Source organism: Agromyces sp. MMS24-K17 (genome assembly GCF_043950245.1).
Taxonomy (GTDB): domain Bacteria; phylum Actinomycetota; class Actinomycetes; order Actinomycetales; family Microbacteriaceae; genus Agromyces.
This window is the reverse complement of record NZ_CP171640.1, coordinates 396,093-421,435: the sequence shown is the minus strand read 5'-3', so window position 1 is coordinate 421,435 and position 25,343 is coordinate 396,093. Positions and strand designations below refer to the sequence as shown.

Below are 25,343 nucleotides of genomic sequence, written 5' to 3'. Positions count from 1 at the left end.
GTCGGGCTCAGTTCGGGTCGCCCGGCGAGAGGAGGCCTCCCCTGGGGGCCGCGGTGGGGCGGGAGGTAGGGTTCCCGCCCCGCCGTTCTCCTCCGTTCACGGCGATCAAGAGCCGCAGCAGGTCCAGATCCCGAACACGAAGCGCGGTCGCCTCTCCCCGTCGAAGACCTGTGTAGGAGAGAACGCGCACGAGCGTGCCGCACTCGCCGGGGTGCCCCGCCAGGAGCGCGACCTGTCCGTGCGACAGGCAGACGCGCTTCTTGGGTGCCTTCCTCGGCAGGTTGACGCCGCGCGCGGGGGTCGACGCGATGCGCCGGTCCTCCTCGGCGCGCTCGAGGGTTTCTCTCTCACACGCAACGATGGGAAAGAATGCCCATGTGAAGGTTCCCTGGGCGTTGAGCGACGCGCCGGTGTGGCTCCCCTGGCTGTTGCTCGCGATTGTGATCGTCGTCCAGATCCCGTTTTGGATCGCGTGGCTTCGCGACCGGAGTCGCCGCAGGGTCGAAGCCCGACGCCGATCACTCAACAGGGAGATCGACTGCCGTCGCAGCCGTGGGAACGGCGAATAGCGACTGGACCGCGCGATGCCCTTCGGAAACGCCCGGCACACCGAGAAATGGTCGCTCGTCGTCATCGCCCTGTGATTGAGCGGTTGTGAGACGCTCGAGCAGTTCGCCTGGACCGCCGCTCCTGCCCGCAAATCTGCCCACGATTGAACGGAAGCGACCCGCATCCGGCACACGCTCTCGTGATCGAGGAGCCGCAGAAACGCTATTCGTGCGGTCGGCGCTGGTGGTTCCCCAGGAGTGCAACGGGTCCGCTCCGCCGTCTCTCATATATCGGTGCCGTTTTGATCACGGTGGATCACGTGCCGGGAGGCCAGTCACGTGCGCCGGACCGGGTGCCGGCCCGCTCATAGACTGGGGTCTATGAGTCTGGCTCAGGAGTTCTCGGCAACCGTGTCGGAGCCGACGCGCGCTCGGATGCTTCGCCTGGTCCTCAGCGCACCCGAGGGGCGATCGACGGTGACGCGATTGGCGGAGCAGATGGGACTGCGCCAGCCCACCATCACGCATCATGCGAAGGTGCTGACCGATGCGGGCGTCCTCGAGCGCCGTCCGGAGGGGCGACGGGTCTGGTATTCGGTCGCTCCGGGCCGGCTCGATCGTGTGATCGAGGTGCTGGGTGGCGAGGCCGCAGTCGAACCCGATGCGGCGGTGTTCGATCGGGTGGTCGAGGATCTGTCCGTCCGGTTCGCGGGCACGTTCGGTCGCGAGACGGTCGAGCGGTTCGTCGCGGAGAGTCGCGACCTGCTCGCGCGTGCCGGTGGCGGGTCGCGGCTGGCGTCGCGGACGGCGGAGTTCTCGGCGCAGCGACTCTCCGCGGTCGCCGCGAGGGATCAGGGCTCGAGCGGGGTGCCCGAGGTGTTGTTCGTGTGCGTGCAGAATGCGGGTCGGTCGCAGCTGGCGGCGGCGCTGCTGCGACAGCTCGCGGGGGACCGGGTGCATGTTCGCACGGCGGGTTCCGCGCCGGCGTCGGCGGTGTCGCCGGCGATCGCGTCGGCGCTCGAGGAGGTCGGCGTCGCGCTCGGGGGAGAGTTCCCCAAGCCGTTGACCGACGAGGTCGTGCGTGCCGCGGACGTCGTGATCACGATGGGGTGCGGCGACGCGTGTCCGGTCTACCCGGGCATCCGCTATCTCGACTGGGAACTGGATGACCCGGTCGGGCGGCGGATCGAGGATGTCCGGGCGATCCGCGACGACATCGATCGTCGGGTCCGGGGCCTCATCGCGACCCTCGAGGAACCGGCCGCATGAACGTCCGCCGAACTCCCGTTCGCGAGGTTCACGATGCATAGATTTCTGTCTATGCTTTCTTGGAACCGAGGAGAGGTCTGCTGATGTCCGAGAAGCCCACCGTCCTGTTCGTCTGCGTGCACAATGCCGGTCGGTCGCAGATGGCCGCGGGGTTCCTGCGGGAACTCGGCGGGGGCCGCGTCGAGGTGCTCTCGGCCGGGTCCGAGCCGAAGGACCAGATCAACCCGGTCGCGGTGCAGGCGATGGCCGAGGACGGCATCGACATCCAGGGCCAGGTGCCGAAGGTGCTGACCACTGACGCGGTCCGCGAGTCGGATGTCGTGATCACGATGGGCTGCGGCGACGCGTGCCCGATCTTCCCGGGCAAGCGGTACGAGGACTGGAAGCTGGATGACCCGGCCGGCCAGGGCATCGACGCGGTGCGCCCGATCCGCGACGAGATCCGCGGCCGGGTCGAATCGCTCCTGGCCGAACTGCTCCCGGAGGCGCGTGCCTGAGCACGCTTCCTCGTACCCGTGCGGCGGGTTCAGGGCGACTGATCGGGCAGTCCGTTGCGTGTCGACCGCCGTTCGACGAGGACGGTGTCGCGCCATCGGCCGGCGTGCGGGCCGAGCGCGGAGCGGGCGATCCGCTCACGCCGGCCCACGACCCGGAACCCTGCGCGCTCGTGCAGGCGGAGACTCGTGGTGTTCTCCGGGAAGATGCTCGACTGGATCATCCAGACCCCGGCCGCCTCGGCCGCATCGATGAACGCGTCGAGCAACGCCCAGCCGACGCCGACGCCGCGGGCGTCCTCGTGCACGTACACGGAGTGCTCGATCACGCCCCGGTAGACCTCGCGCGTCGATACCGGCGATGCAGCGACCCATCCGGCGACCAGCCCGTCGCGCTCGGCGACCAGGCGCGGGGTCGCCAACTTGCCGGAGTCGAACGCGTCCCAGGTCGGGGTGCCGGTCTCGAAGGTCGCTTCGCCGCCTCGGATGCCCTGGCCGAGGATCTCCTCGACCGCAGGCCAGTCCGCGGCGCCCATCGCGCGGATCAGCATCCCGCGCTCGAGCAGCAGTTCGACGAGCCGCCGAGGTCGGTCGAGCACACCCCGGTCGCCGGGAGCACGAGGTCGACCGTCGACGCGGCGGCGAGGTCGCCGGCGAGCCACGCGGTGACCGACCGCACCTGCTCGTAGCCGGTCGCGAGCAGGAACGTCGGCGCACGGCCGTAGGACTTCATGCCGACGATGAAGAACCCGGGCTCGGGGTGGGTGAGTTCGGCGAAGCCATGCGGTTCGACGGTGCCGCAGGAGTGCACGTTCGGGTCGATGAGCGGGGCAAGGCGCCTCGGGGCCTCGACGATGTCATCGAGGTCGAGGCGGATCTCCCGCAGGATGCCGAGGTCGGGGCGGAATCCGGTCGCGTTGACCACGATGTCCGTCGCGTGCACGGCGATCTCGCCGCCGCGCTGGCCGACGAGCTCGACCCCGTCGCCGGTCCGGCGGGCGCGGAGGATCTCGAACCCGTCGGTGAGCTGGATGTCCCCGCGCCGCACCGCGGCGTCGACGCGGCCGCCGAGCTTGGCACGGTCGGCGAGTTCGTCATCGGCGGAGGACGACACCCGCGCGGCCTGCGCGTTCCGGATCAGCCAGGTGACCCGAGTGCCCGGCACCTCGCGCGCGAGTTGCACCAGCCCGAGGAGCGTGTTCGCCGCGGAGTGTCCGGCGCCGACCACCGTCGTGTGCCGGCCGGCGAAGGTCTTTCGGTCACGCCCGAGCACATCAGGCAGTGCCGGCTGCACCTGCTCGGCGATCTCATCGAGTCCGAGCAGCCCGAGCCCGTTCGAACCCAGCGGATTCGGGCTTCCGTAGGTACCGGATGCATCGATGACGGCCCGCGCACTGAACTCCTCGATCGCGCCCGAGGAGCGGAGTCGGATCACGAACGGCGTCGCCGACCGATTCGAGGTCCGGGTCCGGTCCATGCCTTCGCGGCTGACCGCGAGGACTTCGGCGCCGGTCCGAATGCGCGATGCGATCGGCTCGAGCCGGCTCAACGGGACCAGGTACTCGTCGACGAGCTCAGCGCCGGAGGGCGCCCGCTCCGGGTCCGGGACGACCCAACCGACCGCTTCCAGAAGCCGGCGGGAAGCCGGGTCCACGAGGTGCTTCCACGGCGAGAAGAGTCGGGTATGTCCCCATTGCCGGATGCTGTCGGCGATCGCGTCGCCCGATTCGAGGACGACGAAGTCGATGCCCCGTTCGGCGAGGTGGGCCGCGGTGGCGAGCCCGATCGGTCCAGCACCGATGATCGCGACGGGGAGCGTCGACGAACGAGTGTCTTCGACCGGTCGGGCGGTCAGGTCGATCAAGGTCACGGCATCCTCCGATATCGATGAACTTCGATGCCAGTATGGCCGCTATATCGATAAGCGTCAATATCGACTAGTATCGATGCCATGGTCGCCACGCTGGATGTCACCGATATCACGGCCACCACCGACGGTGCCTGCTGCGCTCCACTGGTTCGCGAGCCCCTCGGCCCTGCGGACGCCGAGCAACTCGCGCACCGGATCAAGGCACTCGGCGATCCGACGCGCCTCCGGCTGCTGTCGATCGTCGCGGCATCCGAGGGGCAGGAAGCCTGCGTCTGCGACCTCGTCGAACCGGTCGGCCTGAGTCAGCCGACCGTCTCCCACCACCTCAAGATCCTCACGGAAGCGGGATTCCTCTCCCGCACGCGCCGCGGCTCGTGGGCCTACTACCGACTCATCCCCGAGGGCATCGGCGAGATCGCCCAGTTCCTCGGGCGATCCGAGTAGGGCCCTGCCGCGCCGGCACACCTCGGATTGGAAGTCCCCTGATCGGGCGCAGGATCGATGCTCCGAGCGTGCCTCCGAAACGCCCGCCTGGCCCATGTTGCTTTTGCGCGCCGTCGGTTAAAAGTCGCACGTCCACCCGTTGACATTTGACTTCGAGCCGGAATAGGGTCGTGCCGTGTAGATATGTCGCTTACGGCAACATATGCGTTCCGGAGATGGCGACGACCCGATCCAACCCGAACACCTCGGTCCACTCGAAGGAGAGAGACGACCTATGAAGCAGTACGTGCAACGCGCGATCACCGGGCTCTGCGCCACCGGTGTCGCCCTCGGCCTCGGCATCGCCGCGGTTCCCGCGAACGCCGCCGACGACTACCAGGTCCTCGTCGTGGGGGAGACCCTCGGCTTCCGCCACTCGCACATCGACGACACCACGAACGCGATCATCGCCCTCGGCGAGGAGCACGGCTTCGGCGTCGACGTGTGGGACCCGCCCCAGGGCAGCTCGCCCGGCCAGCCGGCGCTCACGCTGCCGAGCTCACCGTTCACCACCGCGGCCGACCTGTCGAAGTACGCCACGATCATCTTCGCGTCGCCGGTCGACGCGACGAACAACCTCGACCCGACCCGTCCCCGCCTGCTGAACGACACCGAGCTCGCGGCCCTCCAGGGGTACATCCGCGGGGGCGGCGGCTACGTCGGCCTCCACGCGGCGACCGACTCGATGCACACCGTGCCGTGGTACAGCGAGCTGACGGGCGGCAGCGCCCGCTTCCGCAACCACCCCGCGCAGCAGACCGCCACGATGCGCGTCGAGAGCCCGGGGCATCCGTCGACGACCATGCTGCCCGCCGCCTGGGAGCGCTTCGACGAGTGGTACAACTTCACGACGAACCCGCGCGAGGACGTCCACGTGCTCATCACGCTCGACGAGTCGACCTACAACCCGGGCGGCGGCGCCATGGGCGCCGACCACCCTCTCGCGTGGTGCCAGAACTTCGAGGGCGGTCGCTCCTGGTACGAGGGCGCGGGCCACACGGATGCCTCGTGGAGCGACCCGCTCTTCCTCGAGCACATCCTCGGCGGCATCGAGTGGACCGCCGGCAAGGTCACCGGCGGCGGCGACTGCGTGACCTTCAAGGAGGTCGACACGATCCTCGCCGACCTCGCGGACGACTCGAAGAAGAACGCGAAGCTCGCCGGTGACGTGACGGCCTACCTCGAGACCGCCGAGGCCGCGGCCGACGCCGGCGACCACGAGGGTGCGATCAAGGTGCTGCGCCAGGCCCAGGGCAAGGCGCACGGCATCCAGGACGCGGTGCTCGTCGCGAAGCTCGGCGACCTCATCGAGTGGCAGCAGGCGCTCGTGGCGTAGTCACGCGACGGATCGACGGAGGGCCCTCGGCGTGATGCCGGGGGCCCTCCGTCGTCAGCGCTCCCCGCCCACCGACCGCCGGAGCCGGTCGCAGAGGGCGGTGAGGGCGGCGAGCTCCTCCTCGTCGAGGGCCGCGCCCATGTGCCGTTCGATCGCCTGCATGTGCGCCACGGCGACCCGCCGGAACAGGGTGAAGCCCTCGGAGGTCACCGAGACGATCGTGCCGCGCCCGTCCAGCGGGTCATCCGTCTTCTGCAGCAGCCCGCGCGCGGCGAGCCGGTCGACGAGCCGGCTGACGCTCGGCTGTGTGATGAGCACGTGACGGTTCAGGTCCTTGAGGCGGAGCTGCCGTTCGGGCGACCGGATGATGTTGAAGAGCACGTCGTACTCGTTGAGCGAGATGACCTCGGACGGGAACTCTGCGGAGAGGGCGCGCATCACCGTGACCTGGGCTCGGAAGAGCGACTCCCAAGCGGTGACGGTCAGGTTGCGTTCGGCCACTCGATTCCCCTTTCGCGGCCCGTCGGGCGACGGTGCCCGATGCGTCCGCACCAAGGGTAGCGAGGCGGGGCGACGTGATCGAGCCGCCCGGCCGTGGGAACGGTTGAGGGCCGGTCGTAGAGGCTGACGACCGGCCCTCTCCCTTGCACCAAGAGTGTCCTGCAATCACATTCCGCACCGACCGCCACAGCAAACAGTCGGTGCACTCACGAATATATAACGGACCGGTAACGGGCGCTAGTTATCTGTTCGTTATTTTTCGGAATTCGCTTTCCGATTCCGGATCGGGCCCCGCGGACACCTCGCCGGCGCCCGGCCGGAGACGGCGGAAGGCCGCTCGCAGCGGGTGCTGCAAGCGGCCTTCCGTCGGCCCCGGATCGAGATCGGGGCGTGGTGTTCGAGCGCCCGGATGCCTCAGAAGACGTCGGGGCTCGGCGTCGACGCCTGGCGGATCGAGACGTCCGCGTGACGGTCGAAGCGGTAGCCGACGCCGCGGACGGTGCGCACGATGTCCTGGTAGTGAGCGAGCTTCGAGCGCAGGCGGCGCACGTGCACGTCGATGGTGCGCTCGCTCGGCGCCTCCTCGTCGTCGGCCCAGAGGCTGGCGATGAGCTCGTGGCGGTCGATCGTGCGGCCCTCGCGGAGCACGAGGTACTGGAGCAGCTCGAACTCCTTGTAGGTGAGGCCGGCGGCCTCGCCGTCGAGCAGTACGCGCTTGCGCGAGATGTCGATGATGACGCCGTTCGGGTGACGGTCGGCGTCGGAGCGCGTCTCCTGGCCAGCGCCCTGGCGCTGCTTGGCGAGCGCGGCCGGGTCCTGCAGGGCGAGGCGCACGACGTCGACGTCGCGGCCGCCGGCGCCCTCGGGGGCCAGTGCCACGGCGGCGTAGGTCTCCGCCGACGGCGCGACCTCGGCGGTCAGCTTGCGGAGCGCCTCGACGATGCGGTGCAGCGTGGTGCCGTCGGTCGAGGCCTTGCCCTCGTCGATGCCGACGTAGAGCACGAAGCCGCGGGCCTCGGTGCCGTCGGGCACGGCGCGGACGCGCGGGCCGGAGGCCTCGGCGTGCTCGGCGGCGGTGGCCGGGCGGGCCTCGATGCCGGGGGCCACGGTGACCGGGCGCAGCGGCGCGGCGGCGGCCGTGGTGGCGGCGGTCGGGATGTTGCGGATGGGAGCGAGTGCGAGCGACATGACGGAAGTCCTTGTGTTGGATGGTGCGTTGACCGACCCTGATCGCAGGGTCGAGCGAAACGGCCGGAATCGGCCTGGGCGAACCACCTGGGACGGCGGATTCACGGAAGCCCGGCGACCTGGATGGCGGTCGGCGTCGGGATTCGGCGGAAGGGGTCGCGGGTCAGCGGCACATTCGACAACACATGGGCGCACGCGCCGACATCATCATGTCGGCAGTCCTGGTCACCTCGAGGGCGGTCAGGTTGCGGGCGGTGTCAGTCATGGGTGATAGCAAAGCCGAGTCCGGCGGATGTGTCAAACGATGACGCCCGGGTGACCCCGCGTGACATCGCACGCGGTGCGAACGGGGTCGGGGCATCCGGAAGGATCACGACGTCGGATGCTTCGCTGCGAAGATTCTGTGAAAACCCGGCCTTGAAAAAAATCTTCCGCATCGCCCTCGCGGTCAGGCAGGGGTCGGCTCGCAGATCCTTCGGGAGTCGGGCGGGAGGGTCGTGCTTATACCGTGCCGTAGAGGCGGTCGCCCGCATCGCCGAGGCCGGGAACGATGTAGCCGTTCTCGTTCAGGCGCTCGTCGACCGCGCCGACGACGATGGTGACCTCGCGGCCCTGCACCGACTCCTCGACGGCCCGGAGGCCTTCCGGCGCCGCGAGGATGCAGATCGCCGTGACATCCGTCGCACCGCGATCGAGGAGGAAGTGGATCGCCGCCGCGAGCGAGCCGCCGGTGGCGAGCATCGGGTCGAGCACGAAGCACTGCCGGTCGCTCAGGTCGTCGGGCAGGCGCTCGGCGTACGTCGTCGGTTCGAGCGTCTCCTCGTTGCGCGCCATGCCGAGGAAGCCGACCTCGGCGCTCGGCAGGAGCGTGACCATGCCGTCGAGCATGCCCAGGCCCGCGCGCAGGATCGGCACGATCAGCGGCTTCGGGTCGGCGATGCGCACGCCCGTGGTCGGGGCGACCGGCGTCACGATGTCGACCGGCTCGACGCGCACGTTGCGCGTGCCCTCGTACGCGAGCAGCGTCATGAGCTCGTGCACCAGTGAGCGGAACACCGGCGACGGGGTGTCCACGTCGCGGAGCACCGTCAGCTTGTGGGTGATGAGCGGGTGATCGGCAACGTGGACTCGCATAGGCTCGAGTCTAGTTCCGGGGGTCCCGGCGAAGGGAGGGCGCGTGCAGCGACCCGAGCACCTCGACTGGATGCGGCTCGCGTTCGACGAGGCAGCCCTCGCCGCCGACTCGGCCGACGTGCCCGTGGGCGCCGTCGTGATCGACGAGACCGGCGCCGTCATCGGCCGGGGGCACAACGAGCGCGAGCTGCGGCACGATCCGACCGCGCACGCCGAGGTGCTCGCCATCCGCGACGCCGCCGCCGCGCGGGCCGACTGGCAGCTTCCGGGCTGCACGCTCGTCGTCACGCTCGAGCCGTGCGTGCTCTGCGCCGGGGCGATCCTCGCCGCGCGCATCCCGACCGTCGTGTTCGGCGCGTGGGACGAGAAGGCCGGGGCTGCCGGCAGCGTCTACGACCTCCTCCGCGACCGGCGGCTCAACCACCGCGCCGAGGTGTTCGGCGGCGTGGGCGCCGAGGAGTCCGCGGCGCTCCTCGTCGGCTTCTTCGAGGGCCGTCGCGGTCCGTCCCCGGTGGTCGAGTAGCGACTCGGCCCCGACCAGGGCGCTTCGCGTCGGGTCAGTCCGAGGGAGGTGCGGGGGGCGTGCCGGGGGCCGCCCCGACCAGGGAGCGCAGCTCGGCCGCGATCCGCTCCGTCTGCTCGAGCAGCGCGAGCAGCTGCGCCGCCGAGGCGGAGCCCGGGGTGGGCACGACTCCTGAGGTGGGAGAGTCGACCGCCCCGGCCCCCGCCCCCGCCCCGGACGCCGCGCCCGCCGTGACCGCACCGACCGTCGCGCCCGCCGCGAGGCCCTTCGCCGTGTGGTCCGCAGTGACCGGGGGCAGCGCGGCGGGCGAGGTCCCGTCCGTCGCCTCCGCATCGTCCGGGGCGGCGTCGCCGCCCTTGCGGGGACCGAGGAACAGGTTGGCGAGGTAGCCCGTGAAGGTGCCGAAGATGCCGACGCCGACGACGATGACGAGTGTCCCGAGGGTGCGGCCGGCGTTCGTGACCGGGAACTGGTCGCCGTACCCGACGGTCGAGATCGTGACGATGGTGTACCAGAGCGCGTCCGAGGCCGACGTGATGTTGGCGCCCTCCGCGTCCTCCTCGACGTAGAGGATCGAGATGCTGCCGAACTCCAGGACGAGGATGCCCATCAGGAGCAGCGTCATGAGCGCGCTGTTCGCGCGGTCGCGGATGAAGGTGCGCCAGAGCCTGCGCGTGCCGACGTCGCGCATCAGCCGCGCGACGCGCCACAGCCGGAAGACGCGCAGCACCTTGAGCTGCGGGAACCAGAGGCTCGCGAGCAGGTCCGCCCAGCCGAAGCCGCGGAAGAAGTAGTGGCTCGCCGACGGCGCCGTGGCCATGCGATAGATGAAGTCGCCGAGGAAGATCGCGCTGAACAACGCGTTCATGACCCAGAGGATGAGCTGGAGCGCCTCGCTGCCGTGCATGACCCACAGCAGCACGAGGTTGACGATCGAGAGCACCGACAGGACGCCGATGAAGATCTCGTACGGGATGCTCTTGAGCTCGGACCGGGCTTTCCGTGCCGCTGACCTGGCCATGGTCGACTCCTCGCGCTCGACGGCCGCACGGGACCGGCGGCCGGCGGCACCAGTATGGCGCGTCGCCGATCCGTCCGTTCGGACCCGCGCCGCGTCGCGCCTACGCCGCCGTCGAGTGGGCGAGCCCCTCGAGGTACTCGCCCAGAAGGCGGCGCGAGGCATCCTGCATCTGCGGCGAGTAGCGCGCGCGATCCGCGCGCAGCGAGTCGCGGGTGTGGCCGTACTCTGGCAGCTCGTCGCCCCAGCGCTGCACCCAGTCCTCGTGCATGTCGTCGGTGAGTTCGGGGTGGAACTGCACGGCGAGCAGCCAGTCGCCCCGGGAGAAGGCCTGGTTCCCGTACTGCGCCGAGCTCGCCAGGTGGGTGACGCCCTCGGGCAGGTCGAACGTGTCGCCGTGCCACTGCACGACCGGCACGCCGCGGAAGTGGCGCACCGGCGACCGGTCGCCGGCCTCGGTCGGCACGACCTCGAGGTAGCCGACCTCCTTGCGCGGGCCCTTCCGCACGGGCGCGTCCATCGCCGCCGCGAGCAGCTGCGCGCCGAGGCACACGCCGAACACGGGCCGCTCGGCGGCGACCCGCTCGCGCAGGAACGCGATCTCGTCGGCGATGTAGGCGTGCACGTCGCCCTCGTAGGCGCCCTCGTCCCCGCCGAGCACGACGACGAGGTCGGGCGCGAGGGCGTCGAGCGACGGGACATCCGTCGCGGGCGTGTCGACCACGCGCACTTCGTACCCGTGCTCGACCAGCGTCGGCTCGAGGTTGCCGAGCCCGATGCCGGCGTCGTGGCGCAGGACGAGCGCGAGCATCAGTCGATGCTCTTGATGACGATCGCGTCGGTCGGCGGCGCGGTGTGGTTCGGGTCGACGTACACGTCGGGCTCGACGTAGATGACGCGAGCCGCGGGAACGGCCTGGCGGATGCGCTGCTCCACGGCGTTCGTCGCGGCCGCGACCTGGAGCAGCTTCTGGTCGGCGGCGAACCCGAGCTTGGCGCCGACGAGGAGCTCGTCGGGGCCGAGGTACAGGGTCTTCATGTGGATGATGCGCTCGACCTCGGGGCCGGCGAGGATCGCCTGCTCGATCTTCTGCAGGTCGCCGTCGTTCGCGCCCTCGCCGACGAGGAGGCTCTTCGTCTCGATGCCGAGGACGACGGCGACGAGCACCAGCAGCGTGCCGATGAGGAGGGTGCCGATCGCGTCCCAGTTCGGGTCGCCGGTGATGACGGTGAGGCCGACGCCGATGAGCGCGAAGACGAGGCCGAGGAGGGCGGCGACGTCCTCGAGGAGGACGACGGGCAGCTCGGGCGCCTTCGCCCGGCGCACGAACTGGATCCAGCTGAGGCCGTTGCGCAGCGGGTTCGACTCCTTGACCGCGGTGCGCAGCGAGAACGACTCGAGCACGATCGCGACCAGGAGCACGACGATCGGCAGCCAGGCGTTGGTGAGCTCGTGCGGGTGCGTCAGCTTCTCGATGCCCTCGTAGATCGAGAACACGCCGCCGACGGAGAACAGGATGATCGACACCACGAACGCGTACACGTACCGCTCGCGGCCGTAGCCGAACGGATGCTCCGAGTCGGCCGCCTTCTTCGCGCGGCGCCCGCCCAGCAGCAGGAGGAGCTGGTTGCACGAGTCGGCGACGGAGTGGATGCCCTCCGCGAGCATCGACGCCGACCCCGAGACGGCCCACGCGATGAACTTGGTGATCGCGATGCCCATGTTCGCGAGGAAGGCCGCCACGATCGCCTTGGTGCCGCCGGATGCGCTCATGGAGGCAATCCTAGGATGGACGCATGAGTGCCGAAGACCGCGTGACGCTGCCCGAGATCGCCTTCCTCGGAGCCGGATCGATGGCGCGAGCCATCCTGTCGGGGCTGCTCCGGCCGGAGGTCGAGGTGGCCGGCATCCGGGCCACCAACCGGTCGGCCGAGAAGGCCGCGCAGCTCGAGGCCGACGGGGTCGTCGCGTTCGCGACGGAGGCGCATCCCGACGCCAACCGCCGCGCGGTGGCCGGTGCGAAGCTCGTCGTCGTCGCGGTGAAGCCGGCCATGGTGCCCGACCTCCTCCGCGAGGTCGCCGACGCGCTCGAGCCCGGCACCGTCGTGGTCTCGGTCGCCGCGGGCGTCACCGTCGCCACCTTCGAGTCGCTGCTGCCCGAGCACGTGTCGGTCGTGCGCACCATGCCGAACACGCCCGCCGTCGTCGGCCGCGCGGTCACCGGGGTGTCGGCGGGCACCCGCTCCACCGACGACGACCTCGCCCTCGTGACGGCGCTGTTCGAGACCGTCGGCGAGGTGCTCGTCGTGCCCGAGGCCAAGCTCGACGCGCTGTCGACCGTGTCGGGCTCGGGACCGGCCTACGTCTTCCTCCTCATCGAGCAGCTCACGGCGACCGCGATCGACCTCGGGTTCACGCCCGAGGAGGCGGCGACGATGGTGCAGGGCACCTTCCGCGGGGCATCCGAGCTGCTCGCGCACGCCGGCGAGGAGCCGGCCGAGCTGCGCCGCCGGGTCACGAGCCCCAAGGGCACCACCGAGCGGGCGATCGCCGTGCTCGAGGAGGCGCAGCTCAAGCAGACGTTCGATCGTGCGACGCAGGCCGCGCTCGCCCGGGCGCGGGAGCTCGCCGCGGGGGCCTGACCCGTCTCCGGTGGTTGAGCCCGTCGACGGGCTCAGCCACCGGCGCGGGTGAGGAGCGTCATCACCTCGAAGTGCGTGGTCTGCGGGAACATGTCGAACACGCGCGCCTTCACGGGCCGCAGCGACGGCATGGCCGCGAGGTCCCGGGCGAGCGAGGCGGCGTTGCAGCTCGAGTAGAGGACGTGCGCCACGTCGGATGCCTCGAGCCACGCCGCGAGCTCGGGCCCGATGCCGCGGCGCGGCGGGTTCACGACGACCAGGTCGGGCACGTCGTCGGCCGACGCCCCGAGCGCGAACGCCGTCGCGTCGCCGGCGGCGAACCGCACCCGGCTGAGCGCGGCGTCGGTGCGGCTGAGCTCGGCGCTCGCGACCGCCTCGACGCTCGTCTCGATGCCGGTGACCTCGGTCGAGGCATCCGCCCCGCTGCCCGCGAGGTGGAGGGCGAAGCCGCCGACGCCGGAGTACAGGTCCCACGCGCGGTCGGGCGCGAGGTCGCGGATCCACTCCCGAGCCTCCGCGTAGAGCGCCTCGGCGATCGGGGTGTTCGTCTGGAAGAAGCTCTGCGGGCGCAGGTGCATCGTCACGTCGTTGAGGCGCATGGGCAGCGTCGCCTGCTCGGTGAGCACGAGCTCCTGCTCGCCCTCGAGGGCGGCCTTGTGCTCGGGCAGGATGTTCGCCGTCACCACCCGCGCGGCGGGCAGCTCGGCGAGCAGCGTCGGCAGGTGCTTGCGGAGGCGCGTGACCGGCTCGGTGGAGCGGAGGATGAAGCGCACCATCAGCTCGCCGTCGGGCGACTCGGTGACGATGAGGTGCTTCAGCTCGCCGGTGCGGCGGGTCACGTCGTACGGCGTGAGCCGGGCGAGTCCGATGAACCGGGCCAGCACGGGGAACGCGGCGCGGTGGCCGGGCGAGCAGATGCCGCACGCCTGCAGGTCGACGCCGTGCCCGTCGGCGTCGAGGATGCCGATGGTCGGGGCATCCGCCGTGCCGCCGACGACCATCTTCGCCTTGTTGCGGTACGAGCCCTCTGGGCTCGCGACCGGGGCGAGCCACTCGGGCACGTCGAACCGGGCGAGCAGCTCCTCGGCGTGCCGCTGCTTGCCCTCGAGCTGGTGCGCGTAGGGCTCGCCCATGAGCGAGCACGACCGGCACACGCCGGCGTCGAAGTACGCGCAGTCCACCGTTCAAGGGTAGGCGGGGTACGGGTCGGCCGCGGACCTCACCCGCGGTACCACTCCTCGTCGATCGAGGCGAGGCGCGACGGCATCGCCTCCGCACCGAGGCCGAAGAACCGCTGGAAGCTCATGAGCAGGGGCCGCCAGCGCTGCGGGTCGACGCGGTTCGCGAAGCCGGGCATCCGCACCGACTCGAGCACGTGCACGCGGGTCACCGCAACCTCGACCGCGAGCAGGTCCGCCGTGTCGGGGCCGGCCGCGCCGCCGAGGGGATGCACCGCCCGGACGCGTCCCTCGACGTGCACCGGGAACTCGGCGATGCGCGGCGGCGCGACGGTCTCGGCCGGCAGCGGCCGGACGCCCGCCTCGCGGAACTTGTCGGCCACGAAGCGGTAGCCGGCGCGCGCCTTGCGCGGCGAGACGGGTGAACGGCCGGTCGTCAGGGCGAGCCGGTCGACCGCGTCGACCTCGGCGGTTGACGGGAGGTTGATGACCACCTCGCCCGACTCCACGAGGTTCCGGCCGGTTCGGCTGCGGGCAGCGATGCCGACGACGGCGGTCTGCCCGAGCCACCAGACCGACGAGTTCGGCGCCAGGTTCGGATGCCCCGCCGCGTCGAGCGTGGAGAGCACGGCCACGGGCGTGCCGAAGTAGAGGATGGCCGGCGCGATCGCCGCGTGCCGGGTCGAGGCCGGGTTCGGGGGGAACGTGCTGAGGGTGCCCACGGGGCCGCCTTTCCTGGTCTGGAGTCGGTGAGGACGCCAGCCTCGCGCGCCGGGCGGGGGCGCGTCCGGCGGGAACCGGACCTCGCGTCCGGGCGGCCCGGCCGTGCGGGACTAGGCTCGCCCCTATGCCCGACCTCCCGCCCGATGCCGCCGTGCGCCCCACGACGCCCGGCGCCCTCGTGCGCGTGCGCTACACGAAGTGGGACGGCAGCCCGCACTGGGAGTACGACGGCCTCTGGCTCGGCACGGACGAGCACGGCGACTGGGTCGGGTTCCCGGCGGGCACGCACTACGAGCGACCGGGATGGGCGTTCGACTCGACCTGGCACACGGTCGGACTCTTCCCGGCGGCGGGCTGGACGCCCGCGTTCAACCACGAGCACCCGAAGGGCACCCGCACCTACGTCGACCTGACGACCGTGCCCGAATGGCGGGCGGATGCCCCGGCGCCGACGATCACGATGGTCGACCTCGACCTCGACGTCATCGAACCCGCCGCGCGACCCGTCTACGTCGACGACGAGGACGAGTTCGCCGAGCACGAGACGCGGTTCGGGTACCCGCCTGAGCTCGTCGCGCGCGTCCGGGCCGACGCCGACGCCGTGCTCGCCGCGGTGGTGCGGCGCGAGGCGCCCTTCGACGGGCCGACGGCGGAGCGGTGGCTCGCCCGGCTCGCGGCACTGGTCGGCTGAGGCACCCGATTCGACACCGATTCCGTCGGGGATGTCGATTTCGCGAGGTCGACCTCGTCACCATGGTGTGACGAACGTCGTCACGGGCCCCGCGGGGGCAACGACGAAGGAGACGCCATGACCGACCAGTACCTCTACCTCATCCACGAGCCCGACTGGGACTCGGACGCGTTCCTCGGCGGCGGCGGCGTGCCCGGCGGCGATCCCGAGGCGAACTTCCCCGCGCACCGGGCGTTCCAGGAGGCCGTCGTGAAGCTCGGCGCCCGCATCGTCGGCGGCGTCGCGCTCCAGAACGCGCGGCACGGCGGCCGGGTGACCCCGGGCGACGGCGACCGCGCGCTCGCCGACGCCGTGTACTCCGACGGGCCGTACCCCGACACGACCGAGGTCGTCTCGGGCTACTACCTCGTCGAGACCGACGACGAGGCGCTCGCCCGGCAGATCGCGGCGCTCGTGCCCACCGGCGGGCACATCGAGTGGCGCAAGGTGTTCCCGATCTCGTGAGCGAGTCGGTCGCCGGCCTCGGCGAGGACTTCGTCGACGCCTGGCCGCGGATCGTGCGCGCCCTCGCCGCCACCACGGGCAGCGTCGACGACGCGCAGGAGTACGCGGCCGAGGCCGTCGCGAGGGCCGTCGCCCGGGCTGGCGACGAGCCCCCGCTCGGCTCGCTCGCCGCCTGGTGCATCGCCGTCGGGAAGCGGGCCTGGATCGACGACCGACGGCGGGCGGCGACCGAGCAGCGGCACGTGCAGCGGGTCGCCGCGGAGCTGACGACCCTGGGTGAGGCGGAGGCCCCGGGCGGGGCATCCGCCGACGACCCGCTCGCGAGCACCGCGCTCGACGACCGTCTCGCCCTCCTCTTCGTCGCCTGCGACCCCGCGCTCACCGAGCAGGCGCGGCTCGTGCTCGCCCTCCGGCTCGTGTGCGGGCTCGACGTGCCGCGCATCGCGGCGCACCTGGGCGTGCAGCCGTCGGCCGCGGCCGCCCGGCTCACCCGGGCGAAGCGCGCGCTCGCCGAGGCCCGCGGCCGGTTCCACGTACCCGAGGCGCCCGAGCGGCGGGTGCGGCTGCCGGTCGTGCTCGCCAGCGTCGCCGGCATGTTCACCGTCGCGCACCGCGACGTGCTCGACCCGCAGACGCCCTTCGACGACCTCGGCCGGCAGTCGCTCTCGATCGCCGACGCGCTCGTCGCCGAGTACCCCGACGACCCCGAGGTGCGGGGGCTCCGGGCCGTCATCCGGCTCGGGCTCGCCCGGCGCCCGGGCCGGCTCGACGCCGACGGCGCCGCGGTGCCGCTCGACGAGGTCGACCGCCGTCGCTGGGACCGCCGGCTCATCGAGGCCGGCCTCGACGACGCGGCCGCGGCGGCCGAGCGCGGCGACGGGCGGTTCGTGCTCGAGGCCGCGATCGCGGGCCTGCACAGCTCGGCGCCGAGCTTCGCCGCGACCGACTGGAACCGCGTCGTCGACTTCTACCGCGCGCTCGAACGGGTGTGGGGCGCACCGTCGGTCACGGTCGCCCGCCTCGCGGCCGAACTGCACCGCGCCCTGCTCGCTCCGCCCTCGGGAGAGCGCACCGCCCGCCTCCGGCACGTGGAGGGCGAGTTGCGAGCGCTCGCCGAGGGCTCCGCGCCGTACGCCGCGATCGACGCCCGGCTCGCGCTCGCCGACCTCGACTGGCGCACCGGGCGGCGGGCCGAGGCATCCGCCCGCTACGCGGAACTCGCCGGACTGGTGCCCACCGAGCCGGTGCGCCGGTTCTGCCTGGCGCGGGCGGGTGCGGCGGGGTGACCGTCAGGCGTCGGGCGGGGCATCCGTGCCGCCCGGCTCGAATCGGTACCCCAGGCCGGGCTCGTTCAGGAAGAACCGCGGCTCGGCGGGCACCGGCTCGAGCTTGCGCCGCAGCTGCGCGACGTACAGCCGGAGGTAGCCGGCGTCGTTGCGGTGGTACGGGCCCCACACGTCCGACAGCAGCATCTGCCGGGTGAGGAGCTTGCCCGGGTTCCGCAGGAACAGCTCGAGCAGCCGCCACTCGGTCGGCGTGAGCTTGACCGCGTCGCCGCCGCCCTCGCGGCGGATCGTCTTCGCGGCGAGGTCGACGACGAGGTCGCCGATGCGGGTCGCGGCGGCATCCTCCTCGCCCTGGGGGCGGCGCGAGCGGGCCCGGATGCGGGCCAGCAGCTCGTCCATCGCGAACGGCTTCGTCACGTAGTCGTCGGCGCCGGCGTCGAGCGCCTCGACCTTCTCGGCCGAGTCGGTGCGACCCGACAGCACGAGGATCGGCACGTCGCTCCACGCGCGCACCGCGCGGATCACGTCGAGCCCGTCGACGCGGGGCATGCCGAGGTCGAGCAGCACGAGGTCGGGGTGCGCGCTCGCCGCGAGGTCGATCGCCTCGGCGCCGTCGTGCGCCTGCACGACCTCGTAGCCGCGCGCCGCGAGCGTGATGCGCAGGGCCCGCTGGAGCTGGGTGTCGTCGTCGGCGAGCAGGATCCTCACGGCTCGGTTCCCTCCGGTGCGTCGCTGGGAGCGGTGGATGCCACGGGCGAGGCGGATGCCACGGGCAGCGTCACGACCATGGTGAGGCCGCCGCCCGGGGTGTCCTCCACGTCGATCCTGCCGCCCATGCCCTCGATGAACCCCTTCGACAGCGCCAGCCCGAGCCCGAGCCCGGTCTCGTTGTCGGTGTCGCCGAGGCGCTGGAACGGCGTGAACAGGTCGTCGCGGCGCTCGGTCGGCACGCCGGGACCGCGGTCGACCACGCGGAGCTCCGCGCGCCCGCGGAACGCGCTCGTCGCGATGCGCACGCGCTCGCCGTCGGGCGAGTGGCGCACCGCGTTCGCGAGCAGGTTCACGACCGCGCGCTGCAGCAGGCCCGGGTCGGCGGCGACCGCGGGCACGTCGTCGGCGAGGGCCAGCTCGACGTCGCCGGGCCCGAGGCCGAGCTCGTCGAGCGCGGGCAGCACGACGTCGGCGAGGTCGGTCGGCACCGGGCGCACGGCGAGCACGCCCGCCTGCACGCGGCTCACGTCGAGCAGGTTCGTGACGAGCGCCGCGAGCGCGTCGAGGCTCTCGGCGGCCGTGTCGAGCAGCTCGGCCCGCTCCGCCCGCGGGAGCAGCAGGTCGGGGGCGCGCAGCGCGCTGATCGCCGCCGACGCCGACGTGAGCGGGCGTCGCAGGTCGTGGCCCACGGCCGCCAGCAGCGCCGAGCGCACCCGGTCGGCCTCGGCGAGGACGTCGGCGGCCTCGGCGGCGGTCGCGAGGGCGCCGTGCTCGAGGGCCGCGTCGAGCTGGGCCGCGATGACCTGCAGCAGGCGCCGCTCCGAGGCATCCAGGTCGGGGCCGTGCAGCTCGAGCGTGCCGCGCTGCCCGACCGGCACCGTCGTGACCCGGTCGTCGAGCGCCGGCTCGCCGTCGGCAACCCGCGGCTCGCCGTCGACGAGGAGCCGCACCCCGGTGAGGCCGAACGCCTCGCGCGTGCGGGTCGCCATCGCCTGCAGCGCATCGTCGCCGCGCAGCACCGACCCGGCGATGCCGGCGAGGAGCTGCGACTCTGCGGCGGCGCGCTCGGCGGCCCGCGTGCGCCGGGCCGCCTGGTCGACGACGTAGCTGACGAGCATCGCGCTGACCACGTACAGCACGAGCGCGAGCAGGTTCCGCGGTTCGGCGATCGTGAGCGTGCCCGTCGGGTCGACGAACAGCACGTTGAGCGTGAGGCCCGACAGCACCGCGGTGAACAGGGCCGGCCAGATGCCGCCGATGAGCGCGACGACGATCACGAGCAGCTGGTAGGCGAGCACCTCGCTCGTGAGCGAGGCGTCGACGTGCCAGCGCAGCAGCACCCAGCTGAGCAGCGGTCCCAGCACGATCGACGTGGCGAAGCCGGCGAGCAGGCGCCGCCGCGAGAGCGCCCCGCCGAGTCGGGGCAGCGAGAACGCGCTGCCGGCGGCCGCGTGCGTGACGATGTGCACGTCGATGTCGCCCGACTCGCGGATCACCGTCGCCCCGATCCCGGGACCCGTGAACGCGGCCGCGAGCCGCGACCGCCGGCTCACGCCGATCACCAGCTGCGTGGCATCCGCCGCCTTCGCGAACGCGACGAGCGCCCGCGGCACGTCCTCGCCGACGACCTGGTGGAACGTGCCGCCGAGTTGCTCCACGAGCGTGCGCTGCGTGGCCAGGGCGCCCGGATGCCTCGCCCGCAGCCCGTCCGGGTTCGTGACGTGCACCGCGAGCAGCTCGCCGCCGGAGGAGCGGGCGGCGATGCGGGCGCCGCGGCGGAGCAGCGTCTCGCCCTCGGGCCCGCCGGTGAGGGCGACGACGACGCGCTCGCGGGACTCCCACTTGCCGGTGATGCCGTGCTGGGCGCGGTAGGCCTTCAGCGCCTGCTCGACCTCGTCGGCCAGCCACAGCAGCGCGAGCTCGCGGAGCGCGGTGAGGTTGCCGAGGCGGAAGTAGTTCGACAGGGCCGCGTCGATCCGCTCGGCCGGGTAGACGAGGCCGCCCGCGAGCCGGTCGCGCAGCGCCTGCGGCGCCAGGTCGACGACCTCGATCTGGTCGGCGGCGCGCAGCACCGCGTCGGGGATGGTCTCGCGCTGCGGCGCCCCGGTGATCTCGAGCACGACGTCGCCGAGCGACTCGATGTGCTGCGCGTTCACGGTGGAGATCACGTCGATGCCCGCGTCGAGCAGGTCCTGCACGTCCTGCCAGCGCTTCGCGTGCCGCGAGCCCGGGGCGTTCGTGTGGGCGAGCTCGTCGACGAGCGCGATCTCGGGGCGGCGGGCGAGCACGGCGTCGAGGTCGAGCTCCTCGAGGGCGAGGCCGCGGTGCTCCTCGCGCCGGCGCGGCACGACCTCGAGGCCGTCGACCATCGCGGCCGTCGCCGCCCGCCCGTGCGTCTCGACGAACGCGACGACGACGTCGTGGCCCTCGCCGAGGAGGCGCCGGCCCTCCTCGAGCATCGTGTACGTCTTGCCGACGCCCGGAGCGGCGCCGAGCAGCACGCGAAGCCGGCCCCTCGTCACGTCGGTCAGTCTCCCATCTCCGCGAGCGCCAGGTTGAGCTGCAGCACGTTCACCGTCGGCTCGCCCAGGTAGCCGAGGTCGCGGCCCTGCACGTGCGCCTCGACGAGTGCCAGCACGTCGGCCTCGTCGAGGCCGCGCGCCGCGGCGACCCGGGCGACCTGCTGCCGCGCGTACTCGGGGCTGATGTGCGGGTCGAGGCCCGAGCCCGACGCGGTCACCGCGTCGGCCGGGACATCCGCCGCCTCCACCCCGTCGGCCTCGGCGACCGCGGCCTGCCGCTCGGCGATCGCCGCGACGAGGTCGGGGTTCTCCGGGCCGAGGTTGCTGCCGCCCGACGCGCCGGCGTCGTAGCCGTCGCCCGCGGCCGAGGGCCGCGACTGGAACCACTCCGGGAGCGCGGCGCCGTCGGGGTCGGTGAAGGACTGGCCGATGAGGGCGGAGCCGACCGCGTCGCCGTCGGCGTTCCGCACGATCGAGCCGTTCGCCTGGGCGGGCAGCGCGAGCTGGCCGATCCCGGTCACGACGGCCGTGTAGGCGACGCCGAGCACGAGGGTGAGGACGAGCATGGCGCGGAGCGCGACCCAGTGGGTGCGGGCGGCCTGCCTGGTGGGGGACATGTGCGTGGTTCCCTTCGGGAGTCGGAGGTCAGAAGCCGGGGATGAGGCGGACGACGAGGTCGATCAGCCAGATGCCGACGAACGGGGCGACGATGCCGCCGACGCCGTAGACGAGGAGGTTGCGGCTGAGCACCTGCGAGGCGCTGCCGACCCGGATCCTCACGCCGCGGAGGGCGAGGGGGATCAGGATCACGATGATGATCGCGTTGAAGACGATCGCCGAGAGCACCGCCGAGGCGGGGGAGTGCAGCTGCATCACGTTCAGCGCCGCGAGGCCCGGGAAGACGCCCGCGAACATCGCCGGGATGATCGCGAAGTACTTCGCGACGTCGTTGGCGATCGAGAACGTGGTCAGCGCGCCGCGCGTGATGAGCAGCTGCTTGCCGATGCGCACGATGTCGATGAGCTTCGTCGGGTCGGAATCGAGGTCGACCATGTTGCCGGCCTCCTTCGCGGCCGACGTGCCCGTGTTCATGGCCACGCCGACGTCGGCCTGCGCGAGCGCCGGGGCGTCGTTGGTGCCGTCGCCGGTCATCGCGACGAGGTCGCCGCCCTCCTGGGCGCGGCGGATGAGCGCGAGCTTGTCCTCGGGGGTCGCCTCGGCGAGGACATCGTCGACGCCGGCCTCCTTCGCGATCGCGGCCGCGGTGAGCGGGTTGTCGCCGGTGACCATCACCGTGCGGATGCCCATCGCGCGGAGCTCGGCGAACCGCTCGGCGAGGCCGTCCTTCACGACGTCCTTCAGGTGCACCACGCCGAGCACGCGGGCTGCGCCGTCGGCGTCGCGCACGGCGACGACGAGCGGCGTGCCGCCGCCGGTCGAGATCGCGTCGACGCGCTGCTGCAGGTCGTCGCGGGTCGACGAGTCGAGCAGGCCGGCTGCCTCGACCCACGCGGCCACCGCCGAGGCGGCGCCCTTGCGCACGACCCCGCCGTCGGCCAGGTCGAGCCCCGACATGCGGGTCTGCGCGGTGAACGCGACCGCCTCGCCCGCGGGCGCCGGGTCGTCGGCGTCGAAGCGGACGCCCTGCGCGGCCGCCAGGTCGACGATCGAGCTGCCCTCGGGTGTCGGGTCGGCGAGAGAGGCGAGCGCGGCGGCCCGCACCAGCTCGGCCCGCTCGACGCCGGGCAGCGGCACGAACTCGCTCGCCCGGCGGTTGCCGTACGTGATCGTGCCGGTCTTGTCGAGGAGGAGCGTCGTCACGTCGCCCGCGGCCTCGACCGCGCGCCCCGACATCGCGAGCACGTTCCGCTGCACGAGCCGGTCCATCCCCGCGATGCCGATCGCCGACAGCAGCGCGCCGATGGTGGTGGGGATGAGGCAGACCAGCAGGGCGATGAGCACCGGCACGCTCGCCGGGCTCGCCGCGTAGGAGGCGATCGGGTTCAGCGTGAGCACGACCACGACGAACACGATCGACAGGCTCGCCAGCAGGATGTTCAGGGCGATCTCGTTCGGCGTCTTCTGCCGGGCCGCGCCCTCGACGAGGGCGATCATGCGGTCGACGAAGGTCTCGCCGGGCTTCGACGTGATGCGCACCACGATGCGGTCGCTGAGCACGCGGGTGCCGCCCGTGACCGCGCTGCGGTCGCCGCCCGACTCGCGCACCACCGGGGCCGACTCGCCCGTGATGGCCGACTCGTCGACCGAGGCGATGCCCCAGGCGATGTCGCCGTCGCCGGGGATGAGTTCCCCGGCGGCCACGACCACGAGGTCGCCGACGCGCAGGTCGCCGCTCGGGACATCCGTCAGCGCCGCCCGCGACGCGCTCGCGTCCGCCTCGCCGTCGTACCGGTCGACCAGGTGGGCGACGGTGGTGCTGCGGGTCTTCCGCAGCGTGTCGGCCTGCGCCTTGCCGCGCCCCTCGGCGACGGCCTCGGCGAGGTTCGCGAAGACCACGGTGAGCCAGAGCCAGGCGGCGATCGCCCAGGTGAAGCTCGCCGGCACCTCGCTGCCGCCCGAGGCGGTCGGGCCGCCGAGGAACGGCTCGGCGATCGCGATCGCCGTCGTGAGCACGGCCCCGACCTCGACGAGGAACATGACGGGGTTGCGCCACATGGCGCGGGGGTCGAGCTTCCGCAGCGCGGTCGGCAGGGCGGCGAGCAGCTGCCGCGGCCCGAACGCCGCGGGACGCTTGGGGTGACGATGCGGCGCGTGCGGCTGCTGGTCGTCGGCGCCGGGAGCGCCGGGGGCGCCCGAGCCGTCGGGAGCCGAGAGGTGCGTGGTGATGGTGGACATGGATCAGCTCAGCCCTTCCGCCAGGGGACCCAGCGTGAGAACGGGGAAATAGGTGAGTGCGGTGACGATGACCGTCACGCCGACCAGCAGGCCGACGAACTGCGGACGGTGCGTGGGCAGGGTGCCGGCGGTGCTCGGCACCTTCTCCTGCGCCGCGAGGCTGCCCGCGAGGGCGAGCACGAGGACGATCGGGATGAACCGGCCGAGCAGCATCGCGACGCCGAGCGCGGTGTTGAACCACGGCGTGTTCGCGGTCAGCCCGGCGAACGCCGATCCGTTGTTGTTGGATGCCGACGTGAAGGCGTAGAGCACCTCCGACAGGCCGTGCACGCCCGGGTTCCAGATCGAGGTCGACTCCACGTCCGCCCGGATGCCGGGGATCGCGAACGACAGGGCGGTGCCCGCCAGCACGAGGATGGGCGTCACGAGGATGTAGAGGCTCGCGAGCTTGATCTCGCGCGGTCCGATCTTCTTGCCGAGGTACTCGGGCGTGCGCCCCACGAGCAGGCCCGCGATGAACACCGCGATGACCGCCAGCACGAGCATGCCGTAGAGGCCCGAGCCGACGCCGCCGGGGGCGACCTCGCCGAGCATCATGTTCAGCATCGGCAGCATGCCGCCGAGCGCGGTGTACGAGTCGAACATGCCGTTCACGGCACCGGTCGAGGTGAGCGTCGAGGTCGAGCCGAAGAGCGTCGTGCCGAAGATGCCGAAGCGCTGCTCCTTGCCCTCGAGCGCGGCGCCCGCCAGTTCCGGTGCGGTGCCGTGTCCGGCCGCCTCGAGCGCGCTGACCGCGACCAGCGAGAGCACGAACAGGGTCGCCATGACCGCGAGGATCGCGATGCCCTGCCGGTTCGAGCCGACCATGCGCCCGAAGGTGCGGGGGAGCGCGAACGGGATGGCCAGCATGAGCACGTTCTGGAACAGGCTCGTCCAGGCGCTCGGGTTCTCGAACGGGTGCGCGGAGTTCGCGTTGAAGAAGCCGCCGCCGTTCGTGCCGAGCTCCTTGATCGCCTCCTGCGACGCGACCGGACCGCCCGGCAGGTGCTGGGTGCCCTCGGTGAGCGTCGTCAGGTCGGTGAACCCGGCGAAGTTCTGGATGACCCCGCCGACGAGCAGCACGATCGCGCCGACGAACGCCAGCGGCAGCAGCAGCCGGAACGACCCGCGGAACAGGTCGACCCAGAAGTTGCCGATCGTGCCCGAACGGCGCCGGGCGAAGCCGCGCACCAGCGCGACCGCGACCGCGATGCCGACCGCGGCCGACACGAAGTTCTGCACCGCGAGGCCGGCGAGTTGCACGGTGTAGCCCATCGTGAGCTCGGGGGAGTACGACTGCCAGTTCGTGTTCGCCACGAACGACGCCGCCGTGTTGAACGAGAGGCCCTCCGGCACGGCGGGCAGGCCGAGCGAGTACGGCAGCCACTGCTGGGTGCGCTGCAGCACGTACACGAACAGCAGGCCGACGACGCTGAACGCGAGCACGCCCCGCAGGTACGCGGGCCACGACTGCTCGGCCCGCGGGTCGACGCCGACGAGCCGGTACAGCCCGCGCTCGACCTTCCAGTCGCGGTCGCTCGTGTAGATGCGCGCCATCCAGTCGCCGAGCGGGCGGTAGAGGAGCGCCAGGATCAGGGCGAGGGTGGCCGCCTGCATGGCGGCGAACAGCGCCTCCATCAGAACCGCTCGGGCTTGATGAGGGCGTACACGAGGTACGCCACGGCGGCCACGCCGAGTGCGGCGGCGAGGAGCTCGAACACGGTCATAGCTTCTCGACCCCCTTCGCGATGAGGCCGACGAGGGCGAACGTCGCGACGATGACGGCGACGTAGACGAGGTCGAGCACGAGGACTCTCCAGGGACGGG

At 72.2% G+C, this 25,343-nt stretch carries 26 protein-coding genes; 9 read left to right on the top strand and 17 right to left on the bottom strand.

The features are described 5' to 3' along the window. Positions 1–7: 7 nt before the first annotated feature. Positions 8–634 (bottom strand): hypothetical protein, encoded by a 627-nt coding sequence (locus ACGGZK_RS01820; protein ID WP_395244563.1) that lies wholly within the window; start codon positions 632–634, stop codon positions 8–10. Positions 635–887: 253 nt separating this feature from the next. Here ACGGZK_RS01820 and ACGGZK_RS01815 point away from each other — a divergent pair, with 253 nt between their 5' ends. After that, positions 888–1,817 (top strand): metalloregulator ArsR/SmtB family transcription factor, encoded by a 930-nt coding sequence (locus ACGGZK_RS01815; RefSeq protein WP_395244562.1) that lies wholly within the window; start codon positions 888–890, stop codon positions 1,815–1,817. 83 nt (positions 1,818–1,900) lie between these two features. Next, positions 1,901–2,314 carry an arsenate reductase ArsC gene (locus ACGGZK_RS01810; RefSeq protein ID WP_395244561.1) on the top strand — a complete coding sequence of 138 codons (414 nt, stop codon included), beginning with the start codon at positions 1,901–1,903 and terminating at the stop codon, positions 2,312–2,314. A 29-nt stretch (positions 2,315–2,343) separates the two neighbouring features. Here ACGGZK_RS01810 and ACGGZK_RS01805 read toward each other — a convergent pair whose 3' ends face one another. Next, positions 2,344–2,862: a GNAT family N-acetyltransferase gene (locus ACGGZK_RS01805; RefSeq protein ID WP_395246021.1), complete on the bottom strand. Its 519-nt coding sequence runs from the start codon at positions 2,860–2,862 to the stop codon at positions 2,344–2,346. After that, a complete protein-coding gene (locus tag ACGGZK_RS01800; protein ID WP_395244560.1) occupies positions 2,856–4,181 on the bottom strand; it encodes an FAD-dependent oxidoreductase in 1,326 nt (441 codons plus the stop codon). Before ACGGZK_RS01800 ends, ACGGZK_RS01805 begins: the two co-directional genes overlap by 7 nt. 81 nt (positions 4,182–4,262) lie before the next feature. Between ACGGZK_RS01800 and ACGGZK_RS01795 the strand changes: the two genes are divergently transcribed. Next, positions 4,263–4,625 (top strand): ArsR/SmtB family transcription factor, encoded by a 363-nt coding sequence (locus ACGGZK_RS01795; RefSeq protein WP_395244559.1) that lies wholly within the window; start codon positions 4,263–4,265, stop codon positions 4,623–4,625. Positions 4,626–4,899: 274 nt separating this feature from the next. Continuing rightward, positions 4,900–6,000, top strand: a complete 1,101-nt coding sequence (locus ACGGZK_RS01790) for a ThuA domain-containing protein (protein WP_395244558.1) — start codon at positions 4,900–4,902, stop codon at positions 5,998–6,000. Between the two features lie 54 nt (positions 6,001–6,054). Here the strand turns inward: ACGGZK_RS01790 and ACGGZK_RS01785 are convergent, their stop codons facing one another. The 3 genes from ACGGZK_RS01785 to upp form a co-directional block, all read right to left on the bottom strand. Next, positions 6,055–6,501, bottom strand: coding sequence for a MarR family winged helix-turn-helix transcriptional regulator (locus tag ACGGZK_RS01785; protein ID WP_395244557.1), 447 nt, complete (start codon positions 6,499–6,501; stop codon positions 6,055–6,057). A 414-nt stretch (positions 6,502–6,915) separates the two neighbouring features. Then, positions 6,916–7,689, bottom strand: a complete 774-nt coding sequence (locus ACGGZK_RS01780) for a winged helix-turn-helix domain-containing protein (RefSeq protein WP_395244556.1) — start codon at positions 7,687–7,689, stop codon at positions 6,916–6,918. 501 nt (positions 7,690–8,190) lie between these two features. After that, complete coding sequence (upp, locus tag ACGGZK_RS01775; RefSeq protein ID WP_395244555.1) at positions 8,191–8,823, bottom strand: uracil phosphoribosyltransferase; 633 nt, start codon at positions 8,821–8,823, stop codon at positions 8,191–8,193. 70 nt (positions 8,824–8,893) lie between these two features. Here upp and ACGGZK_RS01770 point away from each other — a divergent pair, with 70 nt between their 5' ends. Further along, positions 8,894–9,346 carry a nucleoside deaminase gene (locus ACGGZK_RS01770; protein WP_395246020.1) on the top strand — a complete coding sequence of 151 codons (453 nt, stop codon included), beginning with the start codon at positions 8,894–8,896 and terminating at the stop codon, positions 9,344–9,346. Between the two features lie 34 nt (positions 9,347–9,380). Here the strand turns inward: ACGGZK_RS01770 and ACGGZK_RS01765 are convergent, their stop codons facing one another. The 3 genes from ACGGZK_RS01765 to ACGGZK_RS01755 all read right to left on the bottom strand — a co-directional run bounded on the left by ACGGZK_RS01765 (position 9,381) and on the right by ACGGZK_RS01755 (position 12,137). Next, entirely contained in the window at positions 9,381–10,367 is a 987-nt protein-coding gene (locus ACGGZK_RS01765) for an ion transporter (RefSeq protein ID WP_395244554.1), read from the bottom strand. 100 nt (positions 10,368–10,467) lie between these two features. Then, positions 10,468–11,175, bottom strand: coding sequence for a glutamine amidotransferase (locus ACGGZK_RS01760; protein WP_395244553.1), 708 nt, complete (start codon positions 11,173–11,175; stop codon positions 10,468–10,470). Next, positions 11,175–12,137, bottom strand: coding sequence for a cation diffusion facilitator family transporter (locus tag ACGGZK_RS01755; RefSeq protein WP_395244552.1), 963 nt, complete (start codon positions 12,135–12,137; stop codon positions 11,175–11,177). Before ACGGZK_RS01755 ends, ACGGZK_RS01760 begins: the two co-directional genes overlap by 1 nt. 23 nt (positions 12,138–12,160) lie before the next feature. Here ACGGZK_RS01755 and proC point away from each other — a divergent pair, with 23 nt between their 5' ends. After that, on the top strand, positions 12,161–13,006 hold the full coding sequence (proC, locus tag ACGGZK_RS01750) for a pyrroline-5-carboxylate reductase (protein ID WP_395244551.1): 846 nt from the start codon (positions 12,161–12,163) through the stop codon (positions 13,004–13,006). A 32-nt stretch (positions 13,007–13,038) separates the two neighbouring features. Here the strand turns inward: proC and rlmC are convergent, their stop codons facing one another. Together rlmC and ACGGZK_RS01740 are read right to left on the bottom strand one after the other, a co-directional pair. After that, a complete protein-coding gene (rlmC, locus tag ACGGZK_RS01745; RefSeq protein WP_395244550.1) occupies positions 13,039–14,187 on the bottom strand; it encodes a 23S rRNA (uracil(747)-C(5))-methyltransferase RlmC in 1,149 nt (382 codons plus the stop codon). A 38-nt stretch (positions 14,188–14,225) separates the two neighbouring features. Continuing rightward, positions 14,226–14,906: a flavin reductase family protein gene (locus ACGGZK_RS01740; RefSeq protein ID WP_395244549.1), complete on the bottom strand. Its 681-nt coding sequence runs from the start codon at positions 14,904–14,906 to the stop codon at positions 14,226–14,228. A gap of 125 nt (positions 14,907–15,031) precedes the next feature. Between ACGGZK_RS01740 and ACGGZK_RS01735 the strand changes: the two genes are divergently transcribed. The 3 genes from ACGGZK_RS01735 to ACGGZK_RS01725 all read left to right on the top strand — a co-directional run bounded on the left by ACGGZK_RS01735 (position 15,032) and on the right by ACGGZK_RS01725 (position 17,388). Further along, positions 15,032–15,598: a DUF402 domain-containing protein gene (locus ACGGZK_RS01735; RefSeq protein ID WP_395244548.1), complete on the top strand. Its 567-nt coding sequence runs from the start codon at positions 15,032–15,034 to the stop codon at positions 15,596–15,598. Positions 15,599–15,715: 117 nt separating this feature from the next. After that, positions 15,716–16,102, top strand: a complete 387-nt coding sequence (locus ACGGZK_RS01730; protein WP_395244547.1) for a YciI family protein — start codon at positions 15,716–15,718, stop codon at positions 16,100–16,102. After that, a complete protein-coding gene (locus tag ACGGZK_RS01725) occupies positions 16,099–17,388 on the top strand; it encodes a DUF6596 domain-containing protein (protein ID WP_395244546.1) in 1,290 nt (429 codons plus the stop codon). Before ACGGZK_RS01730 ends, ACGGZK_RS01725 begins: the two co-directional genes overlap by 4 nt. Positions 17,389–17,391: 3 nt before the next feature. Here the strand turns inward: ACGGZK_RS01725 and ACGGZK_RS01720 are convergent, their stop codons facing one another. The 6 genes from ACGGZK_RS01720 to kdpF are packed head-to-tail and all read right to left on the bottom strand — an operon-like array spanning position 17,392 to position 25,243. After that, positions 17,392–18,096 carry a response regulator transcription factor gene (locus ACGGZK_RS01720; RefSeq protein ID WP_395244545.1) on the bottom strand — a complete coding sequence of 235 codons (705 nt, stop codon included), beginning with the start codon at positions 18,094–18,096 and terminating at the stop codon, positions 17,392–17,394. Further along, positions 18,093–20,621, bottom strand: coding sequence for an ATP-binding protein (locus ACGGZK_RS01715; protein WP_395244544.1), 2,529 nt, complete (start codon positions 20,619–20,621; stop codon positions 18,093–18,095). The genes ACGGZK_RS01720 and ACGGZK_RS01715 overlap by 4 nt, the downstream gene beginning before the upstream one ends. Before the next feature lie 5 nt (positions 20,622–20,626). Then, a complete protein-coding gene (kdpC, locus tag ACGGZK_RS01710) occupies positions 20,627–21,238 on the bottom strand; it encodes a potassium-transporting ATPase subunit KdpC (RefSeq protein WP_395244543.1) in 612 nt (203 codons plus the stop codon). Between the two features lie 28 nt (positions 21,239–21,266). After that, a complete protein-coding gene (gene kdpB, locus ACGGZK_RS01705) occupies positions 21,267–23,477 on the bottom strand; it encodes a potassium-transporting ATPase subunit KdpB (RefSeq protein ID WP_395244542.1) in 2,211 nt (736 codons plus the stop codon). 3 nt (positions 23,478–23,480) lie between these two features. Further along, the gene (gene kdpA / locus ACGGZK_RS01700; RefSeq protein WP_395244541.1) at positions 23,481–25,154 is read right to left on the bottom strand and encodes a potassium-transporting ATPase subunit KdpA; all 1,674 of its coding nucleotides are present in this window, start codon (positions 25,152–25,154) and stop codon (positions 23,481–23,483) included. After that, complete coding sequence (gene kdpF / locus ACGGZK_RS01695; RefSeq protein WP_395244540.1) at positions 25,154–25,243, bottom strand: K(+)-transporting ATPase subunit F; 90 nt, start codon at positions 25,241–25,243, stop codon at positions 25,154–25,156. The genes kdpA and kdpF overlap by 1 nt, the downstream gene beginning before the upstream one ends. Positions 25,244–25,343: the final 100 nt, after the last annotated feature.